This is a genomic window from Streptomyces sp. NPDC111606 (assembly GCF_055656945.1).
In genome coordinates, this window is sequence record NZ_JBVKBY010000009.1 from 184,427 (window position 1) to 209,341 (window position 24,915).

23 protein-coding genes and 1 pseudogene are annotated in these 24,915 nt (G+C 72.0%); 12 read left to right on the top strand and 12 right to left on the bottom strand.

Annotated elements, in window-relative coordinates:
• Nucleotides 1–224 precede the first annotated feature (224 nt).
• Nucleotides 225–2,306 (top strand): SpoIIE family protein phosphatase, encoded by a 2,082-nt coding sequence (locus tag ACZ7M7_RS29955; protein ID WP_472122037.1) that lies wholly within the window; start codon nucleotides 225–227, stop codon nucleotides 2,304–2,306.
• Here ACZ7M7_RS29955 and ACZ7M7_RS29960 read toward each other — a convergent pair.
• Nucleotides 2,278–3,183: a putative protein N(5)-glutamine methyltransferase gene (locus ACZ7M7_RS29960; protein ID WP_472122040.1), complete on the bottom strand. Its 906-nt coding sequence runs from the start codon at nucleotides 3,181–3,183 to the stop codon at nucleotides 2,278–2,280. The genes ACZ7M7_RS29955 and ACZ7M7_RS29960 overlap by 29 nt on opposite strands.
• A 295-nt stretch (nucleotides 3,184–3,478) precedes the next feature.
• Between ACZ7M7_RS29960 and ACZ7M7_RS29965 the strand changes: the two genes are divergently transcribed.
• The 3 genes from ACZ7M7_RS29965 (at nucleotide 3,479) to ACZ7M7_RS29975 (ending at nucleotide 5,537) form a co-directional block, all read left to right on the top strand.
• The gene (locus ACZ7M7_RS29965; RefSeq protein ID WP_472122043.1) at nucleotides 3,479–4,084 is read left to right on the top strand and encodes a sulfite oxidase-like oxidoreductase; all 606 of its coding nucleotides are present in this window, start codon (nucleotides 3,479–3,481) and stop codon (nucleotides 4,082–4,084) included.
• A gap of 10 nt (nucleotides 4,085–4,094) precedes the next feature.
• Nucleotides 4,095–4,877, top strand: a complete 783-nt coding sequence (locus ACZ7M7_RS29970; protein ID WP_383625872.1) for a ferredoxin reductase — start codon at nucleotides 4,095–4,097, stop codon at nucleotides 4,875–4,877.
• 75 nt (nucleotides 4,878–4,952) lie between these two features.
• Complete coding sequence (locus tag ACZ7M7_RS29975; protein ID WP_472122045.1) at nucleotides 4,953–5,537, top strand: Rv1733c family protein; 585 nt, start codon at nucleotides 4,953–4,955, stop codon at nucleotides 5,535–5,537.
• Between the two features lie 180 nt (nucleotides 5,538–5,717).
• On the opposite strand, the gene ACZ7M7_RS29980 is transcribed toward ACZ7M7_RS29975, so the two are convergent.
• Nucleotides 5,718–7,097 (bottom strand): 8-oxoguanine deaminase, encoded by a 1,380-nt coding sequence (locus ACZ7M7_RS29980; RefSeq protein ID WP_472122048.1) that lies wholly within the window; start codon nucleotides 7,095–7,097, stop codon nucleotides 5,718–5,720.
• A gap of 103 nt (nucleotides 7,098–7,200) precedes the next feature.
• Between ACZ7M7_RS29980 and ACZ7M7_RS29985 the strand changes: the two genes are divergently transcribed.
• The 4 genes from ACZ7M7_RS29985 (at nucleotide 7,201) to ACZ7M7_RS30000 (ending at nucleotide 10,766) form a co-directional block, all read left to right on the top strand.
• Complete coding sequence (locus ACZ7M7_RS29985; protein ID WP_472122050.1) at nucleotides 7,201–8,169, top strand: acetylxylan esterase; 969 nt, start codon at nucleotides 7,201–7,203, stop codon at nucleotides 8,167–8,169.
• 10 nt (nucleotides 8,170–8,179) lie between these two features.
• Nucleotides 8,180–8,584 carry a nuclear transport factor 2 family protein gene (locus ACZ7M7_RS29990; protein ID WP_472122053.1) on the top strand — a complete coding sequence of 135 codons (405 nt, stop codon included), beginning with the start codon at nucleotides 8,180–8,182 and terminating at the stop codon, nucleotides 8,582–8,584.
• A 126-nt stretch (nucleotides 8,585–8,710) separates the two neighbouring features.
• Entirely contained in the window at nucleotides 8,711–9,877 is a 1,167-nt protein-coding gene (locus ACZ7M7_RS29995; protein ID WP_472122056.1) for a serine hydrolase domain-containing protein, read from the top strand.
• Between the two features lie 130 nt (nucleotides 9,878–10,007).
• Entirely contained in the window at nucleotides 10,008–10,766 is a 759-nt protein-coding gene (locus ACZ7M7_RS30000) for a GntR family transcriptional regulator (RefSeq protein ID WP_472122058.1), read from the top strand.
• Here ACZ7M7_RS30000 and ACZ7M7_RS30005 read toward each other — a convergent pair.
• Nucleotides 10,736–11,497, bottom strand: coding sequence for a class I SAM-dependent methyltransferase (locus ACZ7M7_RS30005; RefSeq protein WP_472122060.1), 762 nt, complete (start codon nucleotides 11,495–11,497; stop codon nucleotides 10,736–10,738). The two genes, ACZ7M7_RS30000 and ACZ7M7_RS30005, sit on opposite strands and share 31 nt — an antisense overlap.
• A 5-nt stretch (nucleotides 11,498–11,502) precedes the next feature.
• Nucleotides 11,503–12,060, bottom strand: coding sequence for a PadR family transcriptional regulator (locus ACZ7M7_RS30010; protein WP_472122063.1), 558 nt, complete (start codon nucleotides 12,058–12,060; stop codon nucleotides 11,503–11,505).
• 70 nt (nucleotides 12,061–12,130) lie between these two features.
• On the opposite strand from ACZ7M7_RS30010, the gene ACZ7M7_RS30015 reads away from it, so the two are divergent.
• Nucleotides 12,131–12,529, top strand: coding sequence for a nuclear transport factor 2 family protein (locus ACZ7M7_RS30015; RefSeq protein WP_383597839.1), 399 nt, complete (start codon nucleotides 12,131–12,133; stop codon nucleotides 12,527–12,529).
• Between the two features lie 214 nt (nucleotides 12,530–12,743).
• Here ACZ7M7_RS30015 and ACZ7M7_RS30020 read toward each other — a convergent pair whose 3' ends face one another.
• Genes ACZ7M7_RS30020 through ACZ7M7_RS30030 form a run of 3 tightly spaced genes read right to left on the bottom strand, consistent with a single transcriptional unit; the run spans nucleotide 12,744 to nucleotide 15,054 of the window.
• A complete protein-coding gene (locus ACZ7M7_RS30020; protein WP_472122066.1) occupies nucleotides 12,744–14,006 on the bottom strand; it encodes an RNA polymerase sigma factor in 1,263 nt (420 codons plus the stop codon).
• The gene (locus tag ACZ7M7_RS30025; protein ID WP_369269184.1) at nucleotides 14,003–14,344 is read right to left on the bottom strand and encodes a YciI family protein; all 342 of its coding nucleotides are present in this window, start codon (nucleotides 14,342–14,344) and stop codon (nucleotides 14,003–14,005) included. Before ACZ7M7_RS30025 ends, ACZ7M7_RS30020 begins: the two co-directional genes overlap by 4 nt.
• Nucleotides 14,341–15,054, bottom strand: a complete 714-nt coding sequence (locus tag ACZ7M7_RS30030) for an SgcJ/EcaC family oxidoreductase (protein ID WP_383625890.1) — start codon at nucleotides 15,052–15,054, stop codon at nucleotides 14,341–14,343. Before ACZ7M7_RS30030 ends, ACZ7M7_RS30025 begins: the two co-directional genes overlap by 4 nt.
• A 129-nt stretch (nucleotides 15,055–15,183) precedes the next feature.
• On the opposite strand from ACZ7M7_RS30030, the gene ACZ7M7_RS30035 reads away from it, so the two are divergent.
• The 3 genes and pseudogenes from ACZ7M7_RS30035 to ACZ7M7_RS30045 all read left to right on the top strand — a co-directional run.
• Nucleotides 15,184–16,011 (top strand): class I SAM-dependent methyltransferase, encoded by an 828-nt coding sequence (locus tag ACZ7M7_RS30035; protein ID WP_472122069.1) that lies wholly within the window; start codon nucleotides 15,184–15,186, stop codon nucleotides 16,009–16,011.
• Between the two features lie 243 nt (nucleotides 16,012–16,254).
• Nucleotides 16,255–17,385, top strand: a complete 1,131-nt coding sequence (gene rho, locus ACZ7M7_RS30040; RefSeq protein WP_472122072.1) for a transcription termination factor Rho — start codon at nucleotides 16,255–16,257, stop codon at nucleotides 17,383–17,385.
• A 96-nt stretch (nucleotides 17,386–17,481) separates the two neighbouring features.
• A pseudogene (locus ACZ7M7_RS30045) lies at nucleotides 17,482–18,366 on the top strand (D-alanyl-D-alanine carboxypeptidase family protein); the annotation flags it as partial.
• 32 nt (nucleotides 18,367–18,398) lie between these two features.
• Here ACZ7M7_RS30045 and ACZ7M7_RS30050 read toward each other — a convergent pair.
• The 5 genes from ACZ7M7_RS30050 to ACZ7M7_RS30070 form a co-directional block, all read right to left on the bottom strand.
• A complete protein-coding gene (locus ACZ7M7_RS30050) occupies nucleotides 18,399–19,751 on the bottom strand; it encodes a glycosyltransferase 87 family protein (protein WP_472122074.1) in 1,353 nt (450 codons plus the stop codon).
• Complete coding sequence (gene mptB / locus ACZ7M7_RS30055) at nucleotides 19,748–21,142, bottom strand: polyprenol phosphomannose-dependent alpha 1,6 mannosyltransferase MptB (RefSeq protein ID WP_383597856.1); 1,395 nt, start codon at nucleotides 21,140–21,142, stop codon at nucleotides 19,748–19,750. Before mptB ends, ACZ7M7_RS30050 begins: the two co-directional genes overlap by 4 nt.
• A 228-nt stretch (nucleotides 21,143–21,370) precedes the next feature.
• The gene (locus tag ACZ7M7_RS30060) at nucleotides 21,371–22,312 is read right to left on the bottom strand and encodes a glutaminase (RefSeq protein ID WP_383597859.1); all 942 of its coding nucleotides are present in this window, start codon (nucleotides 22,310–22,312) and stop codon (nucleotides 21,371–21,373) included.
• Nucleotides 22,313–22,359: 47 nt separating this feature from the next.
• Nucleotides 22,360–23,769: an aspartate ammonia-lyase gene (gene aspA / locus ACZ7M7_RS30065; protein WP_472122077.1), complete on the bottom strand. Its 1,410-nt coding sequence runs from the start codon at nucleotides 23,767–23,769 to the stop codon at nucleotides 22,360–22,362.
• 117 nt (nucleotides 23,770–23,886) lie between these two features.
• Nucleotides 23,887–24,903 (bottom strand): asparaginase, encoded by a 1,017-nt coding sequence (locus tag ACZ7M7_RS30070; protein WP_383597865.1) that lies wholly within the window; start codon nucleotides 24,901–24,903, stop codon nucleotides 23,887–23,889.
• Nucleotides 24,904–24,915 lie beyond the last annotated feature (12 nt).

The following is a 24,915-nucleotide window of genomic DNA, read 5'->3' on the forward strand; positions in this document are numbered from 1 at the left end:
CGGGACCATATGGTCATGTACAGACCAAGCGAGCGAACATGTGCTGTCTGATCGGCCACAGTCGCGTGCCCCGGTGATGACTTCGGCGGACGCCCGCCGCCGTGTTGAGGGATGGTGGAGGAGAACGACCAAGGGGGGCCCGGAGACGGTTGAACGCGGTAGAACAAGGGGAGTCGGCACGGGGGAATGGCGTGCCGCGAGGAGGATGGGCGAAGGCGGTGCGGATGTCAGCAGCCGAACGTCCCGTGGCCGGGGGCGACGAGCCGGTGCGCGGGCCGGTAGGGCCGAGCGGATTGCTCGATGTGCTCGGCGTGGCCTCGGTCGTGCTGGACATCGAGGGCCGCATCGTGCTGTGGAGCCCCCAGGCCGAGGAGTTGTTCGGCTATCCGGCGCAGGAGGCGCTGGGCGAGTACGCCGCCCGGATCATGGTCCACGAGCAGTACGTGGACCTGGTCGTCAAGTTGTTCGCCGACGTCATGGAGACCGGTGAGGGCTGGGCCGGGGCGTTCCCGATCCGGCGCAAGGACGGCAGCACGCGGCTGGTGGAGTTCCGCAACATGCGGCTGCTCGACGACCAGGGGGACGTCTACGCACTGGGGCTGTGCGCCGACCAGACGACGGTCCGCCAGGTGGAGCGGGACGTCGCACTGTCGACCCGGACGATCGCTCAGGCCCCGATCGGGCTGGCCGTCATGGACACCGAGCTGCGCTACGTCTCGGTCAACCCGGCGCTGGCGCAGCTCAACGGCATCCCGGCCGACGAGCACCTCGGCCGCACACCACGTGAGCTGCTGCCCGATCCCGACGCCGCCGAGGCCATCGAAGCGGCTCTGCGCGAGGTGCTGCGGACCGGCGATGCGCTCATCAACCAGCGCATCATGGGCCGGACCCTGGCCGACCCGGACGTGGAGCACTTCTGGTCCATCTCGCTGTACCGGCTGGAGGACTCCGCCGGAACGGTGCTCGGTGTGGCCGGCATGGCAGTGGACATCACCGAGCAGCACCAGGCGGCCGTCGAGGCCGAGACGGCACGGCGGCGTCTGGCCCTGATCGCCGACGCCTCCGCGCGCATCGGCACCACGCTGGAGCTGGACCGCACGGCCCACGAGCTGGCCGAGGTCGCCGTGCCGGAGCTCGCCGACGTGGCGGCCGTGGATCTGCTGGAAGCCGTCGTGGAGGGCAGACGCAGCAGCCTCGGGCCCGCGGAATCGGCGGTGATCCGCGCCCTGGCCGTCAAGGCGGAGCACGACACGGTGGCCCTCGACGCCGCCGACCAGCCCGGCCAGGTCGCCCGCTACGGTCCCGACCGACTGGTCACCCAGTGTGTGCGCACCGCCGGCCCGATCATGGTGGCGCATGTCGAGGAGAAGGACCTGCCGCGCATCGCCCGCTCCCCCGAGGCCGCCGTCCAGCTGGGCCGCGCGGGCGTGCACTCCTATCTGGCGGTGCCGCTGATCGCGCGCGGCGAGGTGCTGGGCGCCCTCGACCTCAAGCGCACCCGCAATCCGCTGCCGTTCAGCGAGGACGACCTGCTGCTCGCCCGGGAGTTGGCGTCCCGCGCGGCCGTGCAGATCGACAACGCCCGCTGGTACCAGAACGCCCGCGACACCGCCCTCACCCTGCAGCGCAGCCTGCTGCCCAGCCATCCTCCGGTGACCGGCGGCCTGGAGGTCGCCTCCCGCTACCAGCCCGCGGGCGCCAGCGCCGAGGTCGGCGGCGACTGGTTCGACGTCATTCCGCTGGAGGGCGGCAAGACCGCGCTCGTCGTCGGCGACGTGATGGGCAGCGGCATCGACGCCGCGACGACCATGGGCCGACTGCGCACCGCCACGCACACGCTCGCTTCCCTCGACCTCGAACCGGCCCGGCTCCTGGAGCACCTCGACAAGATCACCGAGGGCCTCGACCACTCCATCGCCACGTGCGTCTACGTCGTCCACGACCCGCAGCAGCGCCAGTGCCGGATCGCCAACGCGGGACACCTGCCGCCGGCCCGCCTCCGCCCCGGCCACAGCCCGCAGTTCCTCGAACTGCCCACCGGGGTACCGCTGGGTGTCGGCGGAGTCCCGTTCTCCACGACGACCGTCGACCTCGAACCCGGCGACCGCCTGGTCCTCTACACCGACGGCCTCGTCGAGACCCGCCAACACCCGCTCGACGAACGCCTGGCCGCCCTCCTGGAACTCCTCGACGGCCCCGACCGTCCGCTGGAGGAGGTCTGCGACCTCCTGGTGCGCACCCTCCACCAGCCCGAGAACTCCGACGACGTGGCGCTGCTCATCGCCCGTGTTCTGCCGCCGGGTTGATCGACGGGGTGCCCCCGAGGGGCGCCTGGTGGTCGGCCTGGTTGAGGCCGACCACGACGTTCGCGTACCGCTCCGCCGAGACGATCAGACGCGACGCCAGTCCACTGCGGGTGAAGGCCTCCAGGGCTGCCGGTGCCTGGCGTTCACTCGTCTCGATCAGCAGGCAGCCACCGGGCGCCAGCCATCGGGGTGCCTCGGCGGCGACCCGGCGCAGTACGTCGAGTCCGTCCGGACCGCCGTCGAGGGCGACGTGCGGCTCGTGGTCGCGGGCCTCCGCGGGCAGGAGTCCGACTTCGCCGGTGGGCACGTACGGCACGTTCGCCGCGAGTATCCCGACCCGGCCGCGCAGGGTGCCGGGCAGCGCCTCGAACAGGTCGCCGGTGTGCACCCGACCGCCGAAGGGGCCCACGTTGCGGCGGGCGCAGCACACCGCCACCGGGTCGATGTCGGCGGCGTGCAGCTCGACCGGGCCGAGGGCCGCGGCCAGCGCCGCGCCGACCGCGCCCGAGCCGCAGCACAGGTCCACGACGAGGGACGCGTCCCGGGCGTGGGCGAGGGCCTGCTCGACCAGGAATTCGGTACGGCGACGGGGGACGAAGACGCCGGGTTCCACGGCGATGCGCAGCCCGCGGAACTCGGCCCAGCCCAGGACGAGTTCGAGGGGCACGCCGGTGACCCGCCGGTCCACCATGGCGGCCAGCTCGTCCGGGGTGCCGGCTGCGGTCAGGATCAGCCGGGCCTCGTCCTCGGCGAAGACACAGCCGGCGGCGCGCAGTGCGGTCACGACGGCGTCGCCCGAGAGGGGCAAAGGAGCAGCAGGCAGGGCGGACGTGGGCGACGGAGAGGACGAAGCGGACGGGGAGGAGAGAGGAGGCATGGAAGCCGAGAGCCTTTCGGAAGCCGAAGGATGCTCTCGCGGTCGCCTAGCGGCGGTGATCCGCGCCGATTCGAGGTGTGAGCACCCGACCTGACACAGCGGTAATGGGTCTCACCTCCTGGACTCCGTGCGGCGGGGACTGTCCCGGCCGGAGGGCAACCCTACCCCAACGATCACCAACGCTCCCGTGCATCGGCGAAGGCGGGCCACCGCAGCGCGTACGGTTGAATGAGCAAGAACTGATCACGCTCGACCCGCGGGCCGCCGCCGACAGCGGCCTGGAGGCACCACCCGTATGAACGTCACCCGAGGTTTCACCGGCCGCCCCCGCGTCCGGAACGCCGCGCTGCCGCCCGGCCAGTACGACGCGGGCGACGACTGGCCCGTCCTGTCCGCCGAGGTCACCCCCGAGCTGACGCCCGCCGAGTGGACCTTCCGCATCGACGGTCTGGTCGAGGAGCCACGGAGCTGGAGCTGGGATCAGGCACACGAGCTGCCGGCGTCCGGGTACGAGGGCGACATCCACTGCGTGACGAGCTGGTCGAAGTTCGGCGTGCGGTTCGGGGGCGTCTCGCTGGACGCCTTCCTTGCTGTGGTCCGGCCCCATGTGTCCGCCACACATGCCGTCGCCTATTCACACACCGGGTACTCCACCAACCTCCCGCTCGCCGACCTGACCGGCGGACGGGCCTGGATCGCCTGGGAGTACGACGGGAAGCCACTCGCCCCGGAGCACGGTGGCCCGGCACGGCTGCTGGTGCCGCACCTGTACTTCTGGAAGAGCGCCAAGTGGATCGCGGGCCTGAGGATCCTGGACCACGACGAGCCCGGCTTCTGGGAGCAGAACGGCTACCACGCCCGCGGCAACCCGTGGGAAGAGCAGCGGTACGCGGGTGACTGAGGCGATGGACGTGACTGAAGCAACCGTGGCAGCCGGGGCAACCCTGGCGTTCGCTCCCCCGACCCGTTTCGCCGTGCCCGGACGGATCGCCGTCGGCGACCGGGCCGCCGCGATGTGGCAGACCGCCACGATCACCGAGGTCCGCCGCGAGACCCCGCACGCCGCCACGTTCCGTCTCGCGGTGCCTGCCTGGGTGGGCCATCTGCCCGGCCAGCACCTGTTGCTGCGTCTGACGGCGCAGGACGGTTATGTGGCCCAGCGCCACTACTCGATCGCGTCCGCGCCGGACGACTCGGGCCACATCGAGCTCACCGTGGACCATGTCGAGGACGGTGAGGTCTCCAGCTGGTTCCACACCGTGGCCGAGCCCGGTGACACGGTCGAGGTGCGCGGCCCGGTCAGCGGCTTCTTCGCCTGGCCCGGCGACCGGCCCGCGCTGCTGATCGGCGCCGGCTCCGGTGTCGTACCGCTGATGTCGATGGTGCGGCACCACCGGGCGCGGGGCCTGGACGTGCCGCTGCGCCTGCTGGTCTCGGCGCGCAGCCCCGAGGAGCTGATCTACGCGCGGGAGTACGGCGCGGAGACGACGCCCGTGTTCACGCGAAGTGCGCCGGAGGGTGTGCCCGTGGGACGCATGGCGGCCGCCCATGTGGCGCCACTCCTGGCCGAGCGGCCTCCCGGTGGGTGGGAGGCCTATGTGTGCGGCTCCAACGGATTCGCCGAGCACGCCTCGCGGCTGCTCGTGGCGGCAGGTCAGCCCGTGGACCGCATCCGGATCGAACGCTTCGGCTGAACGGCGCCCCGCACGGGACGCATTTCGTCCGGGATCGTCAGGAACCATGTCCGGCGTACGGGGTACCTGGACGCCATGCGATATCGGGTGCGCGGCTGGCGCCGACGGCACAGTCCACTGCGGCGCCGGTCGGATGTCGTCGAGGCGTGGACGGTGCTCACGGTGGCCCTCTTGCTGCTCGTGGTCGCGCCGCTGGTCGGGGTGGTCGCCGCATGGTGGGCCCATGACGGCGCCCGGGGCGTGGCCCGGGAGCAGCGGGCCGATCGCCGGCACGTCAGGGCCGAGGTCCTCGGCAAGTCCTCCGACGCGCTTCCCATGGCACAGGGCGGTCGGCAGCCGTCAGCCAGAACGACGGTGCGCTGGACCGAGCCGGAAGGCGGTCCGCGTACGGCCACGGCGCGCGTCCCGGCGGGCACGCGGGCCGGCGACACGGTCGACGTGTGGCTGGACTCCCGGGGCCGGAGCACGGCCCCGCCTGCCGGCGGCATGGCCGTCTGGCAGCACACCGTCACCATCGGCGTCTGTGCCGCGTGCGGCGCGGTCGCGGTGATCATGCTCGGCCACGCCGTCGTACGCCACAGCGCGATGCGGCGGCGGCTGGCCGAGTGGGAGCAGGAGTGGGCCCGGACGGAGCCGGTCTGGTCGGACCGGCGGGCGTGAGCGGCGGCGCCTGTCTGGCGCGGCACCTACCGCGGGCCATCTACCGTCTGCCACCTGCCGTCTGCCGTCTGCCGTCTGCCGCAGGCGACGCACCATTTGCCGCCCGCCGCCTACCGCGAGCCACTCACCGTTTGCCACGTGCCCCTACCGCGGGCCGTCTCCCGCCCTGCCACCCGCCGTCTAGGCACGACGCTGCATCCGCCGTGCGATCCGCTCGTGCCCGCGCAACGCGTCCGCCAGCCCGGTCAACCGGGGCTCGCCCCGGTCCACCAGGATCCGGCCGCCGACCACCGTGGTCCAGGCCCGAGCCGGCCCGCAGCGCAGCCAGGCCTCCACGGGGTCGCTCAGTGCGCCGGCGAGGGCGACCTCGTGCAGGTCCCAGACGACGAGGTCGGCGCAGGCCCCGGGCCGCAGGTGGCCCAGCTCGTCGTCCCGGCCGAGGCAGCGCGCCGAGCCGCGGGTCGCGATGTCGAGGGCGTCGCGTGCGGCCATCGCGCCGGGTCCGCCGCGGTAGCGGCCCAGCAGCAGTGCCGCCCGGGTCTCCATCCAGAGGGAGGCGTGGTCCGTGGAGGCGGAGCCGTCGCAGCCGATGCCGACGGGCAGGCCGAGCTCGCGCATCTCCTTCACGCGCGCGGTGCCGCCGCCGATGAGCATGTTGGAGCTCGGGCAGTGCGCCACGCCGACGCCCGCGGCGGCGAGCCGGCGCAGCTCGTCGCCGGTCGGGTAGATGCAGTGCGCGACCCAGCTGCGGTCGCTCATCCACCCCGTCTGCTCGAAGTACTCCACGGGACGGCAACCGTAGGTCTCGAGGCAGTACGTGTCCTCGTCGTGGTCCTCGGCGAGGTGCGTGTGCAGCCGTACGTCGTGGCGCCCGGCGAGTTCGGCGGTCGCCGTCATCAGCGACTTGGTCACCGAGAACGGTGAGCAGGGCGCGAGCGCGACCCGCACCAGCGCGCCCGGTTCGGGGTCGTGGTACGTCGTGATCAGGCGCTCGCTGTCGGCCAGCACCTCGTCCTCGGTCTGGGTGACGCTCCTCGGCGGCAGGCCTCCGTCGTCGACGGAGCGGGTCATCGAGCCGCGCGTGGCGTGGAAGCGGAAGCCGATGTCGCGGGCGGCACGGATCTCGGCGTCGACCAGGCGCGGGCGGGGATGGACGTAGAGGTGGTCGGCGGACGTGGTGCAGCCGCCCATCAGCAGTTCGGCCATGCCGACGTACGCCGACACGTACGCGGCCTCCTCGTCGAGGTCCGCCCAGAGGGGGTAGAGGGTGGTCAGCCAGTCGAACAGGGAGCCGTTCACCGCGGGCGCGTAGGACCGGGTGAGGTTCTGGTAGATGTGATGGTGGGTGTTGACCAGGCCCGGGGTGACGAGGCGTCCGGCCGCCGAGACGGTGCTGCGGGCCTCGGGCTCGCTCCCGGCGGAACCGACGCCGGTGACCCGACCACCGGTGACGGCCAGCCAGCCGCCCGGGATCTCCCGGTCCCCGTCCACGATGAGCAGTTCGGCGTCCTTGACCAGCAGTTCCGTGGCGTTGACCGGGGGTTCGACGGCAGACGTCATGGCGCCATCGTAGGCACACGGCACGGCAAAGTTCTGGCGAGTCGTCCGATCATCCACGTACGGTGTGATCATCCGCAGTCACTCTTGGCAAAGGCGGTCCTTCATGGCCCTGTTCGACCTTCCGCTCGACGAACTGCGCGAGTACCGCAGCAAGTCCGTCGAACCCGAGGACTTCGACTCGTTCTGGTCCAAGACCCTTGGGGAAGCGCGCGAACACGATCTGGACGCCCGCTTCGAGCCGGTCGACACGGGGTTGGTCACGGTGCAGGTGTACGACGTGACGTTCGCCGGGTTCGGCGGTCACCCGGTGAAGGGCTGGCTGCGACTGCCCGCCGGGACCACCGAGCAGGTGCCGCTGGTGGTGGAGTTCCTCGGGTACGGCGGCGGGCGGGGCCTGCCGCACGAGAACCTGCTGTGGGCCTCCTCGGGCCGGGCGCACTTCATGATGGACACGCGTGGCCAGGGCAGCGCGTGGGGCGCCGGTGGTGGCACGCCGGACCCGGTGGGCGCGGCGCCCGCGTACCCCGGGTTCATGACGCGGGGCGTCGACGCGCCCGAGAACTACTACTACCGCCGGGTGTTCACGGACGCGGTCCGTGCCGTCGAGGCGGCACGTTCCCACCCGCTGACCGACGCCTCGCGCACGGTCGCGCTGGGCGCGAGCCAGGGCGGCGGCATCACGATCGCGGTCGGCGGCCTGGTCCCGGACCTGACGGCGATCGCGCCGGACGTGCCGTTCCTGTGCGACTACCCGCGCGCGGCCACCCTGACGGACCGCCACCCGTACCGCGAGATCGCCCTCTACCTCAAGACGCACCGGGGCCGCACCGAGGACGTCCTGCGCACCCTGTCGTACTTCGACGGCGTCCACTTCGCGGCCCGCGGCCGGGCCCCCGCCCTGTTCTCGGCGGCCCTGGAGGACCAGACCTGCCCGCCGTCCACCGTCTTCGCGGCCTTCAACGCCTGGGCCTACGACGAGAAGGCCATCGAGGTCTACGACTTCAACGACCACGAGGGCGGCGGCCCGTTCCACGAGGCGGCCAAGCTCGACTGGCTGCGCTCGCACGCCTGAGAGGTCCGGCATGGAGACGCGTGAGGCCGCGGAGCGGTTCGTCCGGGTCTGGCAGCGGGCTTGGACGGAACACGACGTGGACGCCCTGCTGGGGCTGTATGCCGAGGGCTGCGTCCACCGCTCGATGCCGTTCCGCGAGCCACACCGCGGGCGGGCGGCGCTGGCCGAGTATCTGCGCTGGTCGTTCGCCGGTGAGCGGGTGACCGACGTGCGTTTCTCCGCGCCGGTGGTCGGCGAGGACGGGGTGGCCGTGGCCGAGTTCCGGGTCCTCGCCGAGGAGGACGGCGCGCCGGCCACGCTGGCCGGCTGTGTCCTCGTGCGGTTCGACGCCGCCGGGCTCGCCGTCGAGACCCGCGACTACTGGCACACCGTCGAGGGTCACCGCGAGCCGGAAGGCGCACTGTTCCTCGGATGAGGTCGGTGCGTTCGGCGTGTTCGACGCCTTCCGTCCAGTCCGACCAGTCGGTACGTTCAGGGAGCCCGGTCGCACGGTCGCGGTCCGGGTATCCGGCGGACGTCTGCGGACGACTAGGGGTGGGCCATGGCGGAGCACGAGGCACTGCTGCACGGGCACTGCGATCCGAGGTTCGCGGCGGTGCGGACGGCATTCGAGGCGAACTTCCGCGAGCGCGGGGAGCTGGGCGCCGCGGTCACGGTCAGGGTCGGGGGCGAGACCGTCGTGGATCTGTGGGGCGGGTGGGCCGACGCGGCTCACAGTCGCCCGTGGGAGCGCGACACGCTGGTCAACGTGTGGTCGACGACCAAGGGACCTACGGCACTGTGCGCGCACATCCTCGCCGACCGGGGGCTGCTCGACCTGGACGCGCCGGTGGCCACGTACTGGCCGGAGTTCGCCGCCGCGGGCAAGGAGCAGATCCTCGTACGGCATCTGCTGTCGCACCGCGCCGGACTGGCCGGGCTGCGGGATCCGCACTCGCTTCAACAGCTCTGCGACTGGGAGTTGACGACCCAGCGGCTCGCGGCGACGGAGCCGTGGTGGGCGCCGGGGACCCAGTCCGGATATCACGCGCTCACGTACGGGTTCCTGGTCGGGGAGGTCGTGCGGCGGGTCTCGGGGCTGCTGCCCGGAGCCTTCCTGGAGCGGGAGGTGACCGGGCCGCTCGGCATCGACTTCGTGATCGGGTTGCCGGAGAAGGAGGGCGGACGGGCGGCCGAGCTGGTGCATGCGCCGGTCGCGTCGAACAGTGAACAGGCTGCGATCTTCAGCCAGTTGGCGCCCGCCGCCATCGCCGCGCTGGCCAACCCCGCCGTGGGGGCGGCTCAGGCCAACTCGGCCGAGTGGCGGGCTGCGGAGGTCCCCGCCGCGAACGGGCACGGCACGGCTCGGGCGATCGCCGCGCTGTACGGCATCTTCGCCGGGCGCGGGTCGTACGACGGCCATCGCGTCCTGTCTCCCGAGGCGGCCGAGCGGGTGCGTGAGGGGCAGGGCGCCTGCCGCGATCTGGTGCTCGGGGCCGGGTTCGAGAGCGAGACGGAGGTCGCGCTCGGCCTGTGGCTGAGCGGGGCCAACGGGTCGTACGGGCCCAACCCGCGGGCTTTCGGACACGACGGCTTCGGCGGCTCCTGCGGTCTGGCCGACCCGGAGGCCGGGGTGTCGCTGGGCTATGTGATGAACCGGATGGGGCCTCATATCGCCGACGACCCGCGGAAGATGGCGCTGATCGACGCCCTGTACGGCACCCTGTGACGGCCTGTACGCGCGGACCGTTTCGGCCGAAGTGACAGACCACCCTTCCGCCGTGGTTTAGACCAATGCTTAGATCTGGTGGCGCAACGAACCCGCACGGCTACAACACGTCACCAACAGGAGGCGCGGCATGGCCCGCACCACCCCGCACGACCGCCCCCTCACCGAAACGCAGCCGCTGTACTGGAGAATCGCCACCCAGTTGCTCGACGAACTGAGCGACGGAACCATCCCGCCCGGTGAACGGCTCCCGTCGGAACGGCAGTTGGCGCTGCACTACGGGGTCAGCCGGGAGACCGTACGGCAGGCGCTGGAGGTGCTGCGCCACCGGGGCCTGGTCGCCACCGACCGGCGGGGCAGCCATGCCACCCTGTCCGGTCCGCCGGTCGAGACCCCGTCGACCCTCACCTTCCCGGTCGGCGCCCGGACGGCCGGGCCGGGCGCCGTGGACCGCGCGACGGTCGCCTGGGAGACTCCCCCGCCGGAGCATGCCGCGGCCCTGGGGCTGGCCACGCACCGGCCGACCCTGGTGCACCGGTACGAGTCCGCGGGCGCCGACGGTGGTGGCCGGCGTACGGCAGTGACGTCGTTCTCGGCTGTGGCCCTCGCCGAGGTGGCGGAGCTCGCCCGCTGCCGCGACCGCGCCGACGGCGACCGCGCCGACAGCACCGGCTCCGCCCAACTGCACCGCACCTACGACTGGATGCGCAAGGCGGGCCTCACCCTCCACCACCGGGACACCATCACCCGGCTCCCGGGCGCGTCCTCGGTGCGGGTCACCCGGCGCGTGCACGACCAGTACGCCCGCCCCCTGGAGATCACGGACCTCGTGATGGACGCCCAACAGGACGCTCTGGTCTACGAGTTCACGCTGCCCGCGGCGGTCTGACCAGCCTGGTCCGGGCGCCGCGCCACCACCATCCGCACCCGGGGACTCCCGTCCCGCCGCCGTCCGAACTCGGGCAGAACCTGCGACTCCACCTCGAAGCCGGCGCGGGCCAGTTCGTCGCGTACCTCCGCGAGCCGGAAGGCCCGGTAGTACATGACGAACTGCGGCCGCCACACGGCGTTGCGCACCCGCATCACCGTGTCGAAGCCCAGCAGCATCCAGTAGCCGAGGGACGCGGGGCGGGGCGGGGCCACGACCGGGAAGGCGAAGCACCCGCCGGGCCGCAGCACGGAGTGGACCTGGTCGAACAGTCCCGGCAGCTCACGGGGAAGGAAGTGCCCGAACGCCCCGAAGCTCACCACGAGGTCGAAGGCCGGGGCGAACGGCAGGGCGCGGGCGTCGGCACGCACCCAGCCGACGCGCCGCTCCCCGACCCGCACCCGCCGCCGGGCGACGTCGAGCATGCCGGCGCTGAAGTCGACACCGGTGACGCTGCGCCGGCACACCTCGGCCAGCACGTCGACACCCGCGCCCGTACCGCAGCACAGGTCGAGGCCGTCGTCGTACGAGCCCGTTCGGCCGAGCGCCGACGCGACCGCACGGAGCACGGAGTCCGGCGTGCGGAACGGCGTGTGGTCGAACTTCGGGGCGAGCAGGTCGTATCCGCGCTCGACGGACGACAGGGCCTGGACGGCGAGTTCACGCAGGGAGGGCCCTTCGGGGCTGAACATCCGCGTCACCCCGTGGCCACTCGGTGCCGCAGGACGGTGAGCACGCGCTCGCACCAGCGCAGAATCTCCTGCTCGAAGGAGATTCCGGCCAGCAGCGTCAGATACGGCCCGATGCGGTCGGACTCGCGCAGGTACTCGTCCTCGGTGCGCCCGTCGAGGAGGCGGTCGCGGACGCGTTCGTAGCGGTCCAGCTTGCCGCTCGACCACGTCATGCGCTCCTCGATCAGGGCGCGGGTGGCCTCGGGGTCCTCCATGGCCTGGAGTTTGATCAGGAGTTCGTCGCGGATGGCGGTGGGCCGCCGGGGCGGCTCGGCGGCGAAGGTCCGCAGGTCCTCGCGTCCGGCGTCGGTGAGCGTGAACATCCGCTTGTTCGGCCGTCGTTCCTGCTGCACGAACCGGGCCTCGACGAGGCCGTCCTGCGCGAGCCGCTCCAGCTCCCGGTAGAGCTGCTGCGGCGTCGCGGGCCAGAAGTTGGCGAACGAGACGTCGAAGACCTTCGACAGCTCGTAACCCGAGGCCTCGCCCTCCAGGAGGGCGGCGAGGACGGCGTACTTGAGGGACATGTGGACACGTTAACAGCAGGTGATTATTCTCATCGGCACCTACTCAACTATTTGACTATGAGGTGATCCGATGCGCGCGTTCCGCGAGGCGGTGGAAGCAGGCGACACCGAAGCCGTCGAGGCCCTGTTGGCGGAGGATGTCGTCTTCACCAGCCCGGCCGTGTTCAAGCCGTACGCCGGCAAGGCGATCACGGCGGCGATTCTGCGCGCTGTCGTGCGGGTCTTCGAGGACTTCCGCTATGTGCGCGAGATCAACGACCCAGGCGGCCGCGATCACGCGCTGGTCTTCACCGCGCGCGTGGGCGACCGGGAGATCACCGGCTGCGACTTCCTCCACGTCAACGAGGACGGGCTGATCGACGACTTCATGGTCATGGTCCGTCCGCTGTCGGGCCTGCAGGCGCTGGCCGAGGCGATGGGCGCGCAGTTCGACCGGATCGCGAAGGAGGCGGCGGCGCAGTCGGCGTGACAGCCGCCTCCGGCCGCTCGGGACGCCGGCGCCGGGGCGCCCGCGCACCAGCACCGGCACGCAGGCCGGCCCTGCCGCCGCAAGCACGGCGCAGGCCGTGAACGCGGCCCGGTGGCCGGCCGTCAGTGCCGCGAGCGGCTCCGGGCGGACTCCAGCGGCGTGAAGGCGTGGTCGGCGCCACCGAGGGCGCTCTCACCCCACCGACGAGCGGTCCTCACCCGGATCGACACTCCGCGAGCCGCCTTTCGAGGAACCTCCGTTCCGCGTCGTTCTCGACCAGCTCCAGCGCGCTGAGGTATGCCTGCGCCGCCTCGTCCGTGCGGCCGCTGCGGCGCAGCAGATCGGCGCGGGAGGCCGGCAGCAGGTGGTACCCGGCCAGGTCGCCCTGCTCCTCCAGCTCCGCGACCAGGGCGAGGCCGGCGTCCGTGCCCTCGGCCATGCCGACGGCCACCGCACGGTTCAGGCGGACCACGGCGGAGGGCACCCGGCGCGCCAACTCGCCGTACAGGGCGGCGATGTCGGCCCAGTCGGTGTCCTCGGCGGTGGGCGCGGTGGTGTGGCAGGCGGCGATGGCGGCCTGGATCTGGTACGGCCCGGGGCGGCCGCGCCGCAGCGCGGTCTCGAGCAGCGCGGCGCCCTCGTCGGCCTCGGCGCGGTCCCAGGCCGTACGGTCCTGGTCCTCCAGGGTCACCAGGTCGCCCGCGGCGTCCACGCGGGTGTGCCGGCGGGCGTCGTGCAGCAGCAGGAGCGCGAGCAGGCCGAGCACCTCGGGCTCGTCGGGCATCAGACGGGCCAGGACGCGAGCCAGGCGGATCGCCTCGGCGCAGAGGTTCGTACGGACGAGATCGGCACCGGCGGTGGCCGCGTAGCCCTCGTTGAACAGCAGGTAGATCACACCGAGCACGCCCGTCGTGCGCTCGGGCAAGAGGTGCGCGGGCGGGATGCGGTACGGGATTCCTGCGTTGCGGATCTTCCGCTTCGCGCGCACCAGGCGCTGCGCCATGGTCGCCTCGGGGACGAGGAAGGCGCGCGCGATCTCCGGTGTGGTCAGCCCCGCGAGCGTGCGCAGGGTCAGCGCGACCCGGGCCTCGATGGGCAGCGCGGGGTGGCAGCAGGTGAAGATCAGCCGCAGCCGGTCGTCCTGCACGCCGCTGCCGTCACCGCTGTCGTTCTCGGGTCCGTACGGCGGTTCGTCGCGGGCCAGCACCGCCACCTCCCGGAGTTTCGCCGCCCCCACCGCCTCCCGGCGCAGTACGTCCAGGGCGCGGTTGCGGGCGGTCGTGGTCAGCCAGGCGCCGGGGCGGCGCGGCACTCCGTCGCGCCGCCACCGGTCGAGGGCCTGGGCGAAGGCGTCCTGGGCGCACTCCTCTGCGAGGTCCCAGTCGCCGGTCACTCGGATCAGGGTGGCGACGACCTGGCCCCATTCCTCGCGGAAGGCGGCGGCGACGGCTTCCTCGACGCCGTTCGTGGCGCTCACTCCCAGACCGGCCGCACTTCGATCGAGCCGCCGCCGAGGGCCGCTGGATGCCGGGACGCCAGCGAGATGGCTTCGTCCAGGTCGGCGACCTCGATGATGTCGATGCCGGCGACGTACTCCTTGGACTCCACGAAGGGCCCGTCGCTGAGCAGCACTTCGTCGCCCTGGACGCGGACGGTCGTGGCGTCGGTGTGCGGCCGCAGGCGGGCCCCGCCCTTGACGACGTCACGGCTGCGGACCTCGTCGATGTACGAGGTGAAACGGGGGTCCTCGGCGATCTCCTCGGGGCTGAGTTCCTCACCGCCGACCGGTGTGCAGATGAACAGGACGTACTTCATGACCGCTCCTCGGGGTCGAGAGAGACGTGCTCGTGCGCGATCAGCCGGCGCAGACCGACGTCGCGGTAGCCGGTGGTGACGCGCATCAGGTCGTCGAGTGGCGCACCGTCCGTACGGGTGGCGCGCAGGCGGACGAGGGCGTGGCCGAAGGCGATGCTCTCGTCGACGTGGACGCGGAAGTCCAGCACCTCGCGGGTGACGGGACCGGCGAGGCCGGTGAACCGCGCCTCCAGCGACTTGCGCAGGGCGTCGGTCCCCTGAAGTTCCCGGCCGTCGACGAACGCCGTCACGTCCGGGGCGTAGCAGGCCGCCATGCGCTCGACGTCCCGCTCACGCGCGGCCGCGGTCAGTTCGGCGTCGAGCGCGCGGATCTGCGTCTCGGCATCCTCGTCCTCCCAGAAGGGGCGCACCTCCATGGCCCCGACGGCGGCCACGGGATGCCGCGCGGCCGCCTCGATCGCCTCCTCCAGGCTGTCGCAGTCCAGGATGTCGAACCCGGCGACGTACTCCTTCGTCTCCGCGAACGGCCCGTCGCTGCGCAGTACCTCCCCGCCGCGCACCCGCACGGTGACCGCCCGGTCGGGAAGCGCCAGCCGGTGGCCGTGCAGGCGTACGCGGCGGTCGCCGAGGTCTTCGACCCAGGGCTCGACGGGGGTCATGCCCGAGGCGTCGGCGGTGTCGTCACCGCAGACGAGCAGCATGTACTTCATGGATCCTCCCGGTCCTCATGAGCTTCCTACACCCCACCGACGAACGGGACCGGACCGAATCGACACCCGGGCGGCCCACGCCCGGGATTTCTGCCCCCGCGCACGCTCCGTTCGCGATTGGATGTCCTCATGACCTCCGACGAGCACGCGCGGATGATGTCGGCCAATCAGGCGAACTGGGACGCCCGCACCCCCGTCCACCTCGCGAGCCGCTTCTACGGCCTCGACCAGGGTCTCGATCCCGCGCGCTGGTTCGCCTCCTTCGAGTGGGACGACCTCGGTGAGCTGACCGGCCGCGATGTGCTCCATCTGCAGTGCCATCTCGGCACCGAGACGATCGCCTTCGCACAGCGCGGGGCGCGGGCCGTCGGCCTGGACTTCTCCGCGGCGTCCGTGGCTGCCGCGGGCGGCATCGCGCATAAGGCCGGGCTGGACGTCACGTATGTGCAGGCCAATGTGTACGACGCCGTGGAGGCCCTGGGGCAACGCCGGTTCGACGTGGTGTACACGGGCAAGGGCGCACTGTGCTACCTGCCCGACCTCGATCGCTGGGCCGGTGTCGTGGCCCAACTCCTGCGTCCGGGCGGGCGGTTGTACATCGTCGAGTTCCACCCGCTACTCAACTCCCTGGGCCCCAAGCCCGGTCCGGGCGAGGGGCCCGAGCTGCTGCTGCGCAATGACTACCTGGGCGGCGACGGTGCCGTGCACCGGGACGCGGCACGCACCTACACCGACGGGCCTGCCGTCGAAGGCGCCACGGACAGTTACGAGTGGATGCACGGAATAGGAGAGGTCGTAGACGCGTTGAGCGGAGCAGGACTGACCATCAGGCGGCTGCGCGAGAGTGACGAGCTGCCCTGGCAGCGCTGGCCGCAGATGGAGCGCACCCCCTCCGGCTGGTGGCGTCTCCCCGAGCCACGCATCCCTCTGCTGTACGGATTGCTCGCCACACGCTGAGCCTTCGTGCTACGGTCGCGTCAGCACCTGTGTACGCCCGGTTGTGGCGCCGGTGCCAGTTCTCTCTCAGTTCGCCGGTAGGCGTACCGGCTTCTCATCACCATCTCGTGACCAGCGGTTCCGCCATGTCCGAGGTGTTGCTTCCCGCCGCCCGAAGGCGCTCTGTCCGCCTTCCCGATGTCCGCGGCACACCCCTTCCCTCTGCATGTCCCATGCCTTCCGTCCGTGAAAGGACACACCACCATGACCACCACACTCGAACACCCACCGGTCCAGCAGCAGGCCACGGCCGTCACCGGTGTCCTCGACATCGACGCGAGCGGCAAGGGGCACCTGCGCGCCGCCAACCTGCTGCCCTCGCCCTCCGACCTTCAGGTCTCCCCCGCGCTCATCCGCCGCCACGGCCTGCGCAAGGGCGACCTCGTCGACGGCGTACGCGGCGACCGGCGCACCCTCACCGAAGTCGCCCACGTCAATGGCCGCACCCCCGCCAAGAACCGCCCCGGCTTCGGCGACCTGACGCCGCTGCACCCGCGTGACCGGATCCGCCTCGAACACCCGGCGTCCGGCCTGACCGGGCGGGTCAACGACCTGATCGCCCCGGTCGGCAAGGGCCAGCGGGGCCTGATCGTCGCCCCGCCCAAGACCGGCAAGACCGTGCTGCTCCAGCAGATCGCGGCCGCCGTCGCGGGTAACCACCCGGAATGCCGGCTGATGGTGGTGCTCCTCGACGAACGCCCCGAGGAGGTCACCGACATGCGGCGCTCGGTGCGGGGCGAGGTGTACGCCTCGACCTTCGACCGGGCGCCCAAGCAGCACATCGCACTGGCCGAGCTCGTCATCGAACGCGCCAAGCGGCTCGTCGAGGCGGGCGAGGACGTCGTCATCCTGCTCGACTCCCTGACCCGGCTGTGCCGGGCGCACAACAACGCGGCCGGATCCGGCGGCCGCACCCTGAGCGGCGGCGTCGACGCGACCGCGCTGCAGGGTCCGAAGCGGTTCTTCGGCGCCGCGCGCCTCGCCGAGGAGGGCGGTTCGCTCACCATCCTCGCCACGGCCCTCGTGGAGACCGGCTCCCGGGCCGACGACTACTACTTCGAGGAGCTCAAGAGCACCGGCAACATGGAGCTGCGCCTGAGCCGGGACCTCGCCTCCCGCCGCGTCTTCCCCGCCGTCGACATCAACCCCTCCGGCACCCGCCGCGAGGAACTGCTTCTGCCCCCGGCCGAGTTGACCGCCGTGCGCGGACTGCGCCGGGCCCTGCAGACCCGGGACGGCCAGTCCAACCTGGAAACCCTCCTGGAGCGCATGCGCGAGACGCCCGACAACGCCACGTTCCTTCGGCGGATCCAGCCGACACTTCCCGGCGAATGACAGATCCGCGCCGGAATCGCCCGTCCGGGTGCCGACGCGCGCCCCGACCGGCCCGGGCAGCGCGGTGTGAGGCGCGACCGTTCCTACGTTGACGGTATGAAGATCGGATTTACTTCCCGGGCCCTGGTGTCCACCTGCGCACTGTGCGCGACCGGCCTGCTGGCGCTCGCGCCCGCCACCGCCGTCGCCCGCCCCGGGCGCGACCCCGACACCCCAGGCAGGCACCAGGCGGCAACGCCACCTCCCACCCAGCTGTACGGATCCGGCACACAGGTGCGGCCGCACGCCGGGGCACCCCGTGTTCCGAGTCTGTCCGCGCGGTCGTGGCTGGTGGCCGACGCCGACACCGGCGAGGTGCTCGCCGCGTACGACGCACACCGGAAGCTGCCACCCGCCAGCACGCTCAAGTCGCTGTTCGCACTCACCGTGCTGCCGACCCTGCCCGGCGTCATCCGGCACACCGTGCGCGAGGAGGAGCTCGCCGGGATCGGGCCCGGCAGCAGCCTGGTCGGGGTCGCCGAGGGGCGTACGTACCAGGTCGCCGACCTGTGGCGCGGGGTGTTCCTCAGCTCCGGCAACGACGCCGTGCGGGTGCTGGCCTCCCTCAACGGCGGCTGGCGCTTCACTGCCGAGCGCATGGAGGCCAAGGCCCGCTCCCTGGGCGCCCTAGACACGCACGTGGTGTCGCCGGACGGCTACGACACGCCGGGCCAGGTGTCGTCGGCGTACGACCTGGCGGTGTTCGGCCGGGCCGGGCTGCGCAACGCCGAGTTCGCGCGGTACTGCGGCACCGCGCAGTCGCGGTTCCCGGGCCGAGGCGGCTGGGCGTACGGGATCCAGAACACCAACCGCCTGTTGACCGGCGCGGACGGCGTGGACCGCTACCCGGGCGTGATCGGCATCAAGAACGGCTACACCAGCCAGGCGGGCAACACGCTCATCGCCGCCGCCCGCCGGGGCGAGCGCACCCTGGTCGTCACCGTGATGAACCCCCGGGCCGGCGGGTTCACCGTCTACGAGGAGGCCGGCGAACTGCTCGACTGGGGGTTCGGGGCGGTCGGCCGGGTCGAACCGGTGGGCTCGCTGGACGCGTTGCGGGTCAGGCCGAGGCCGGGGCCCGCGGCGGTGCCCGTGGTCGCCGCGGTGGCACCGGAGGACGAGCCGGGCTGGGCCGAGGCCTTCGCGATCGCGGGCGCCGCCGGCATGGGCGCCGGTGCCGTGTCGCTGGTGACCCGGGGCAGGGTCGAGCGGTCGACGCAGAGTTGACCGACGGGCAGCCACAGCAGCAGGCCGAGCGTGATCCAGGCGTAGGTGTTGCTGCCGAGGAAGCCGTCGACGCCGGACGCGTCGTCGAACCACAGCCACACCACGCTGGTGCACAGCACGGCGTACAGGGCGCCCGCGATCCGCAGGTGCCCGGCGCGCACGAGGACGGCGAAGGACGGCAGCAGCCACACCAGGTGGTGGACCCAGGTGATCGGGCTGACCAGACAGGCGGTCAGCCCGGTCAGGGCGAACGCCGCCGTCCAGTCCCCCGCCACGACCGCGCGGTGGGTGCGCACCACCCAGACGCCCAGGACCACCAGCACCACGACTGCCCAGACCTCGCGGCTCGGCACGTCCAGCCGGGCCAGGATGCCCTGCAGCGACTGGTTGGAGACGTAGTCGAGGCGGCCCACGCGGGTGGTGTCCCACATCGCGTGCGTCCAGTAGAAGCGGGAGGCGTCGGGGGCCACCCAGGCCGCCAGCGCCGTGGCCGCGGCGGCGACGGCCGTGGCCACCGCGGCGGCTCGCCAGCGCCGGGCCACCAGCAGCAGGCCGATGAACGCGGCCGGCGTCAGTTTGATCGCGGCCGCGAGCCCGATGCCCACGCCCGCCCAGCGCTCCCGGCCCGTCGCGAGCAACCAGCAGTCGAGGAGCACCAGGGCCAGCAGCAGGATGTTCACCTGGCCGAAGCTGAAGGTGTCCCTCAGCGGTTCGAACAGGGCCAGCCCGCACGCGACGAGGGCACAGCCGTACCAGCCGTGGCGCCGCCAGGACCGTCCCGCCAGCACCCGCAGCGAGAAGGCCAGTGCCGCCAGGTTGAGCAGCAGCGCCACCGCGATCGAAACGTGCAGACCGACCAGCGCCATGGGCAGCATGACGACGGCGGCGAACGGCGGGTAGGTGAAGCCGTACGTCGTGCCGGGCACCCGGTAGTCGTAGAGACGGCCGCCGTGGTGGATCCAGCTGTCCACGGTGCCGTAGTAGACGCGCAGGTCGAACCAGTCACGCAGCAGTGGCACGGTGGCGGTGAAGACGGTCACCGCGGCGGCGAGCACGAGGACCAGCAAGAGCCGGCCCCGGTCGGTACGCGGAAGCCTCATGCGGTGCGCTCCAGAGCCGGGGCCTGCGCAGCGAGATGCGCCTGCCACAGAACGACCACGGCGAGCGCACCCCCGGAGACCGCCAGCACCAGCTGGCCGGCGTCCGCGGCGCCGCCGCTGGGCAGGACGGCGAGCGCGAGCACTCCCGTCAGGGCCGCCACCCGGTGCCGTACCGAAGTGCTGGGCGCGGCGGCGGCGATGAGGAACAGGCCCCACAGGGCGTACCAGGGGCGGATCGCCGGTCCGAAGGCGGCGACGGCCGCCAGGCTCAGACCGAGCGCGTACACGGGGCGCGGTCGCCAGCGCCACCATATGAGGAGCACGAGGACCCCCGTGAGCACGATGCCGAAGGTGTGCCAGACCGGGACGGCCAGCGGCGCGAGGTCGCTGCCGGCCTGCTCCAGGAGCGAGGCGGTGGCACGGCCGAGAAGGCTGGTGAGCGCCCAGTTCTGCGAGGAGACCGGGGTGTCCAGGGCGCCTATCCAGCCGTATCCGGTGCCCGCCACGGCCGTCGCCGCGACCGTGGTGCCGGCGGCCGCGGCCGCGGTGGTGAACACGGCCTTCACCGGGTGGTGCCCGGCCCGCATCTGGAGCAGTACGACCGCGGCGAGGCCCAGTGCCGCGGGCGCCTTGACGAGGGCGGCGAGCGTGACGAGTACGGCGCCCAGGACCGGCCACCGGCCGAGCGCGGCGACCAGCCCCGCACCGAGCAGGCCGAGCATGATGGCGTCGTTGTGGGCGCCCGCCACCAGGTGCAGCAGCACGAGCGGGTTGAGGGCCCCCAGCCACAGCGCCGCGGACGGGTCGGCTCCGCTGTGCCGGGCCAGGCGCGGCAGCGCGGCCGCCATCAGCGCCACCCCGAGGAGGGCTATCAGGCGCATGCCGAGGAGCCCGGCGGGAAGTTCACCGCGGGTCACGGTGGACAGGGCGGAGGCGACGCCGAGGAACACCGGGCCGTACGGGGCGCCGGTGTGCCGCCACAGCGGGGCGACCTCGTCCGCGAGCGGGCCGCCGAGATGGGAGGGGCCGTACGCGTACACGTCGATGTGCGCGTCGACCATGGCCCCTTGGGCCAGGTAGCTGTACACGTCCCGGCTGAACAGCGGCGGCGCGATCAGCAGCGGGGTGGCCCACACCGCCAGCACCAGCAGCAGGGCGCGTGGCGTCGGCGGATCGGCGCTGCGCACAAGGCGCCCGAGCATCAGCCACGCCGCTATCAGCAGGACGACGCCGAAGTACACGCCGACCAGGCCCAGCGCCGCGTGCGCCGAGCTCGGGGCCAGGATGTCCCGGACCGGCAGCGCGCCGGCCGACTCACCGCCCAGGGCGAGGAAGGCGGTGCCGGCCAGACCGAGGATCTGGCAGCGGCGGAGATCGATGGGGAAAGCCATGGCCAACACTCGGTCAGGGTGTCAACGCGGGGTGGCTTTAAGTTGACGCGGTTCCCTCCGGGGGGAGGCCGGGGTGTGACCGGCCGGTGATCGATTGTGGCCGTTGGTTCAGGGCTGCGACGCGTCTGCCGGATGAGGTGGTTCGCAGGCTGCCGGCCGGTGGGGGCTGGTCGCACAGTTCCCCGCGCCCCTTAGGGACGCGCCCGCACCCGGCGCCGAGTAGTCAGGTCAGAAGACCGAAAGGCCTGTCAGTGTCGTGAATCTGTCCAGGGCCGCCACTCCTGCCACTGAATTGCCCCGCTCGTCCAGCCCCGGACTCCACACGCACAACGTGCACCGGCCCGGTACCACCGCGATGACGCCGCCGCCCACGCCGCTCTTGCCGGGCAGGCCCACCCGGTACGCGAATTCGCCCGCCGCGTCGTACGTCCCGCAGGTCAGCATGACCGCGTTGACCTGTTTGGCCTGGCTGCGGGTGAGCAGCCGGGTGCCGTCGGCGCGGACGCCGTGGCGGGCCAGGAAGGTGGTGGCGAGGGCCAGATCGGCGCAGGACGCCTTGATCGAGCACTGGCGGAAGTACTGGTCGAGCAGGACCGGCACGGGGTTGTCGATGTTGCCGTACGACGCCATGAAGTGGCCGAGCGCGGCGTTGCGGTCGCCGTGCGTGGACTCGGAGGCGGCGACGTCCTGGTCGAAGTCCAGGGCGGGGTTGCCGCTCTCGGCACGCAGGAAGGCCAGGAGTTCGCCCGCCGCGGCTCCGGTACGGGTCTGGAGCCGGTCGGTGACAACGAGGGCGCCGGCGTTGATGAACGGGTTGCGTGGGATGCCGTTCTCGTACTCCAGCTGGATCAGGGAGTTGAAGGGGTTGCCGGAGGGCTCGCGGCCCACGTGCTCCCAGAGTTCGTCGCCCTCGCGGGCCAGGTCCAGCGCGAGGGTGAAGACCTTGGTGATGGACTGCGTGGAGAACGGCTCGCGCCAGTCCCCCACGCCGTACACCGTGCCGTCGAGTTCCGCGACGGCCATGCCGAAGCTGCGCGGGTCGCAGGCCGCGAGCGCCGGAATGTAGTCGGCCGGCCGGCCGCGGCCGGGGGTCCGCTCGATCTCCTCCGCGATGCGCTGAAGGATCGGCTGGAAGGTCAGTGACGACGTCGACGCTGCCATGATCACCATTGTGCCTTCCTGCCGGTCCGGGTGCGCTTCAGCGGTTCACGGCCGGTTCAGGCCAGGGCCTGGCCGCTGCCCGCGACGATCTCGGGGCGCAGCAGGTCGGCGAGGGTCTCGGCGGGCAACAGGCCCTTCTCCAGGACGAGTTCGGCGACGCCGCGGCCGCTGACCAGGGCCTCCTTGGCGATGTCGGTGGCCGCCGTGTAGCCGATGTGCGGGTTCAGGGCGGTGACCAGGCCGATGGAGTTCTCCACGGTCCGGCGCAGCGCCTCGGTGTTGGCGGTGATGCCGTCCACGCAGCGCTCGGCGAGCGTCAGGCAGGCGGCCCGCAGATGGGTGATCGACTCCGACAGGGAGTGCAGGATGATCGGCTCGAAGGCGTTGAGCTGGAGCTGTCCGGCCTCGGCGGCCATGGTGATGGCGACGTCGTTGCCGATCACCTCGAACGCGACCTGGTTGACGACCTCGGGGATCACCGGGTTGACCTTGCCGGGCATGATCGACGAACCGGCCTGCACGGGAGGCAGGTTGATCTCGCCCAGACCCGCGCGCGGACCGGACGACAGCAGCCGCAGGTCGTTGCAGCTCTTGCTGAGCTTGACGGCGATGCGCTTGAGCACGCCGGACATCTGGACGAACGCGCCGCAGTCCTGGGTCGCCTCGACCAGGTTGGCGGCGGTGACCAGCTGGAGCCCGGTGATCTCGGCGAGGTGACGCCTGGCCGACTCGGCGTAGCCGGCGGGGGCGTTCAGTCCGGTACCGATGGCCGTCGCGCCCAGGTTGATCTCATGGATCAGCTCGACGGCCTCGGCAAGTCGGGACCGGTCCTCGTCGAGCATGACGGCGTACGCGGAGAACTCCTGCCCGAGCGTCATCGGCACCGCGTCCTGCAACTGCGTACGGCCCATCTTGAGCACGTCGCGGAATTCGACGGCCTTGCGGGCGAACGCGTCCTGAAGTACCGCCATCGCCTTGAGCAGCCCGCGCACCGCGAACACCGTCGCGATCTTGACGGCGGTCGGGTAGACGTCGTTGGTCGACTGGCCGAGGTTGACGTCCTCGTTGGGGTGCAGGTGCTGGTACTGCCCCTTCTCGAACCCCAGCAGCTCCAACGCCCGGTTGGCGACGACCTCGTTGGCGTTCATGTTGGTCGACGTGCCGGCGCCGCCCTGGATGACGTCCACGACGAACTGGTCGTGCAGCTTGCCGGACCGGATCTCCCGACAGGCGGCAACGATGGCAGCAGCCTTCTTCGCCTCCAGCAGCCCGAGCTCCTCGTTGGCGAGCGCGGCGGCCTCCTTGACGGCGGCGAGGGCGTCGATGAGGTGCGGGTAGGCCGAGATCGGCGTCCCGGTGATGGGGAAGTTCTCGGTGGCGCGCAGGGTGTGGACACCCCAGTAGGCGTCGGCGGGGATGTCACGGTCGCCGAGCAGGTCGTGTTCGCTACGGATGGCAGCGGTCATGAGGGAACGGTTCCTCTTTCAATGCAGGTGAGGGTGAGCGCCCCTTCAGGGGCGCGGGGAACTGCGCGACCAGCCACAATCGGCCCGCAGCCGCAGAACAGCACTTCCGGCACATCCTTAGGCGCAGGCCGAAACAACAACCGGCTCCAGCGCACGAACGGGCCGCACACACCCGACCGCCTGACCGCCCCCGAGAAGCGCCTCGCCCTGGAACTCGGCGAGCAGCTCCGGGTCCACCCCGGCCCATGCAAGAGCGGCGGCGGCAACCGGTATCCGCGCCCGATTCGCCCCATCGGCGATCTTCACGGCAACAGCCCGCCCGTCCGCCAGCGCAGCGACCTGCACGCCCTCGAACCCGTCCTTGGCGAGCAGACCCGGCACGGCCCGCATCAGCGCGGCCACGTCTCGCCCGGTGCCGGAGGCCATCTCCGCATGCTCGCGCATCGCGTCGGCGACCCGAGCCTCGGGCGTGCCCGGCACCGCGGTGGTGATGCGGGCGGCGGCACGGGCAAGGCCGTGCAGCGAGACGGAGAACAACGGCGCCCCGCACCCGTCGACGGTGGTGCGAGCGATCCGCTGCCCCGTGAGGTCCTCGACGATCTCGGCGATCGCCTGCTGCAGCGGGTGCCCGGGGTCGAGGTAGTCGTCCAGGGACCAGCCGTTGAGCGCGCAGGTGTACAGCATCGCCGCGTGCTTGCCGGAGCAGTTCTGCGCGAGCCGGGAAGGCAGGCGTCCCTCCCGCACCCAGGCGTCCCGGACGACCGGGTCGAACGGCATGTCCGGGACGTTGCGCAGGTGGTCCTCGGTGAGCGCGGCGAGTTCGAGGATGCGCCGGGTTCCGGCGAGGTGGCGTTCCTCGCCGGAGTGGCTCGCCGCGGTGAGCGAGAGGAGCTCGCCGTCGAGCGGCAGCCCGGCCCGGGCCATGGCCACGGCCTGGACGGGCTTGAGTGCGGAGCGCGGGTAGAAGGCGGCCTCGATGTCACCGAGTTGGAAGTCCACCTTGCCGTCGGCGCCGAGGACGACGACGGAGCCGTAGTGGGTGCCTTCGATCATTCCGCCGCGTATGAGGTGGGCGACGGGGGCGTGGAGAGGTTCGCGGACAAGGGGTGCGTCCGCCATGGAGCTGCTGTACATCACTGCCTGGCT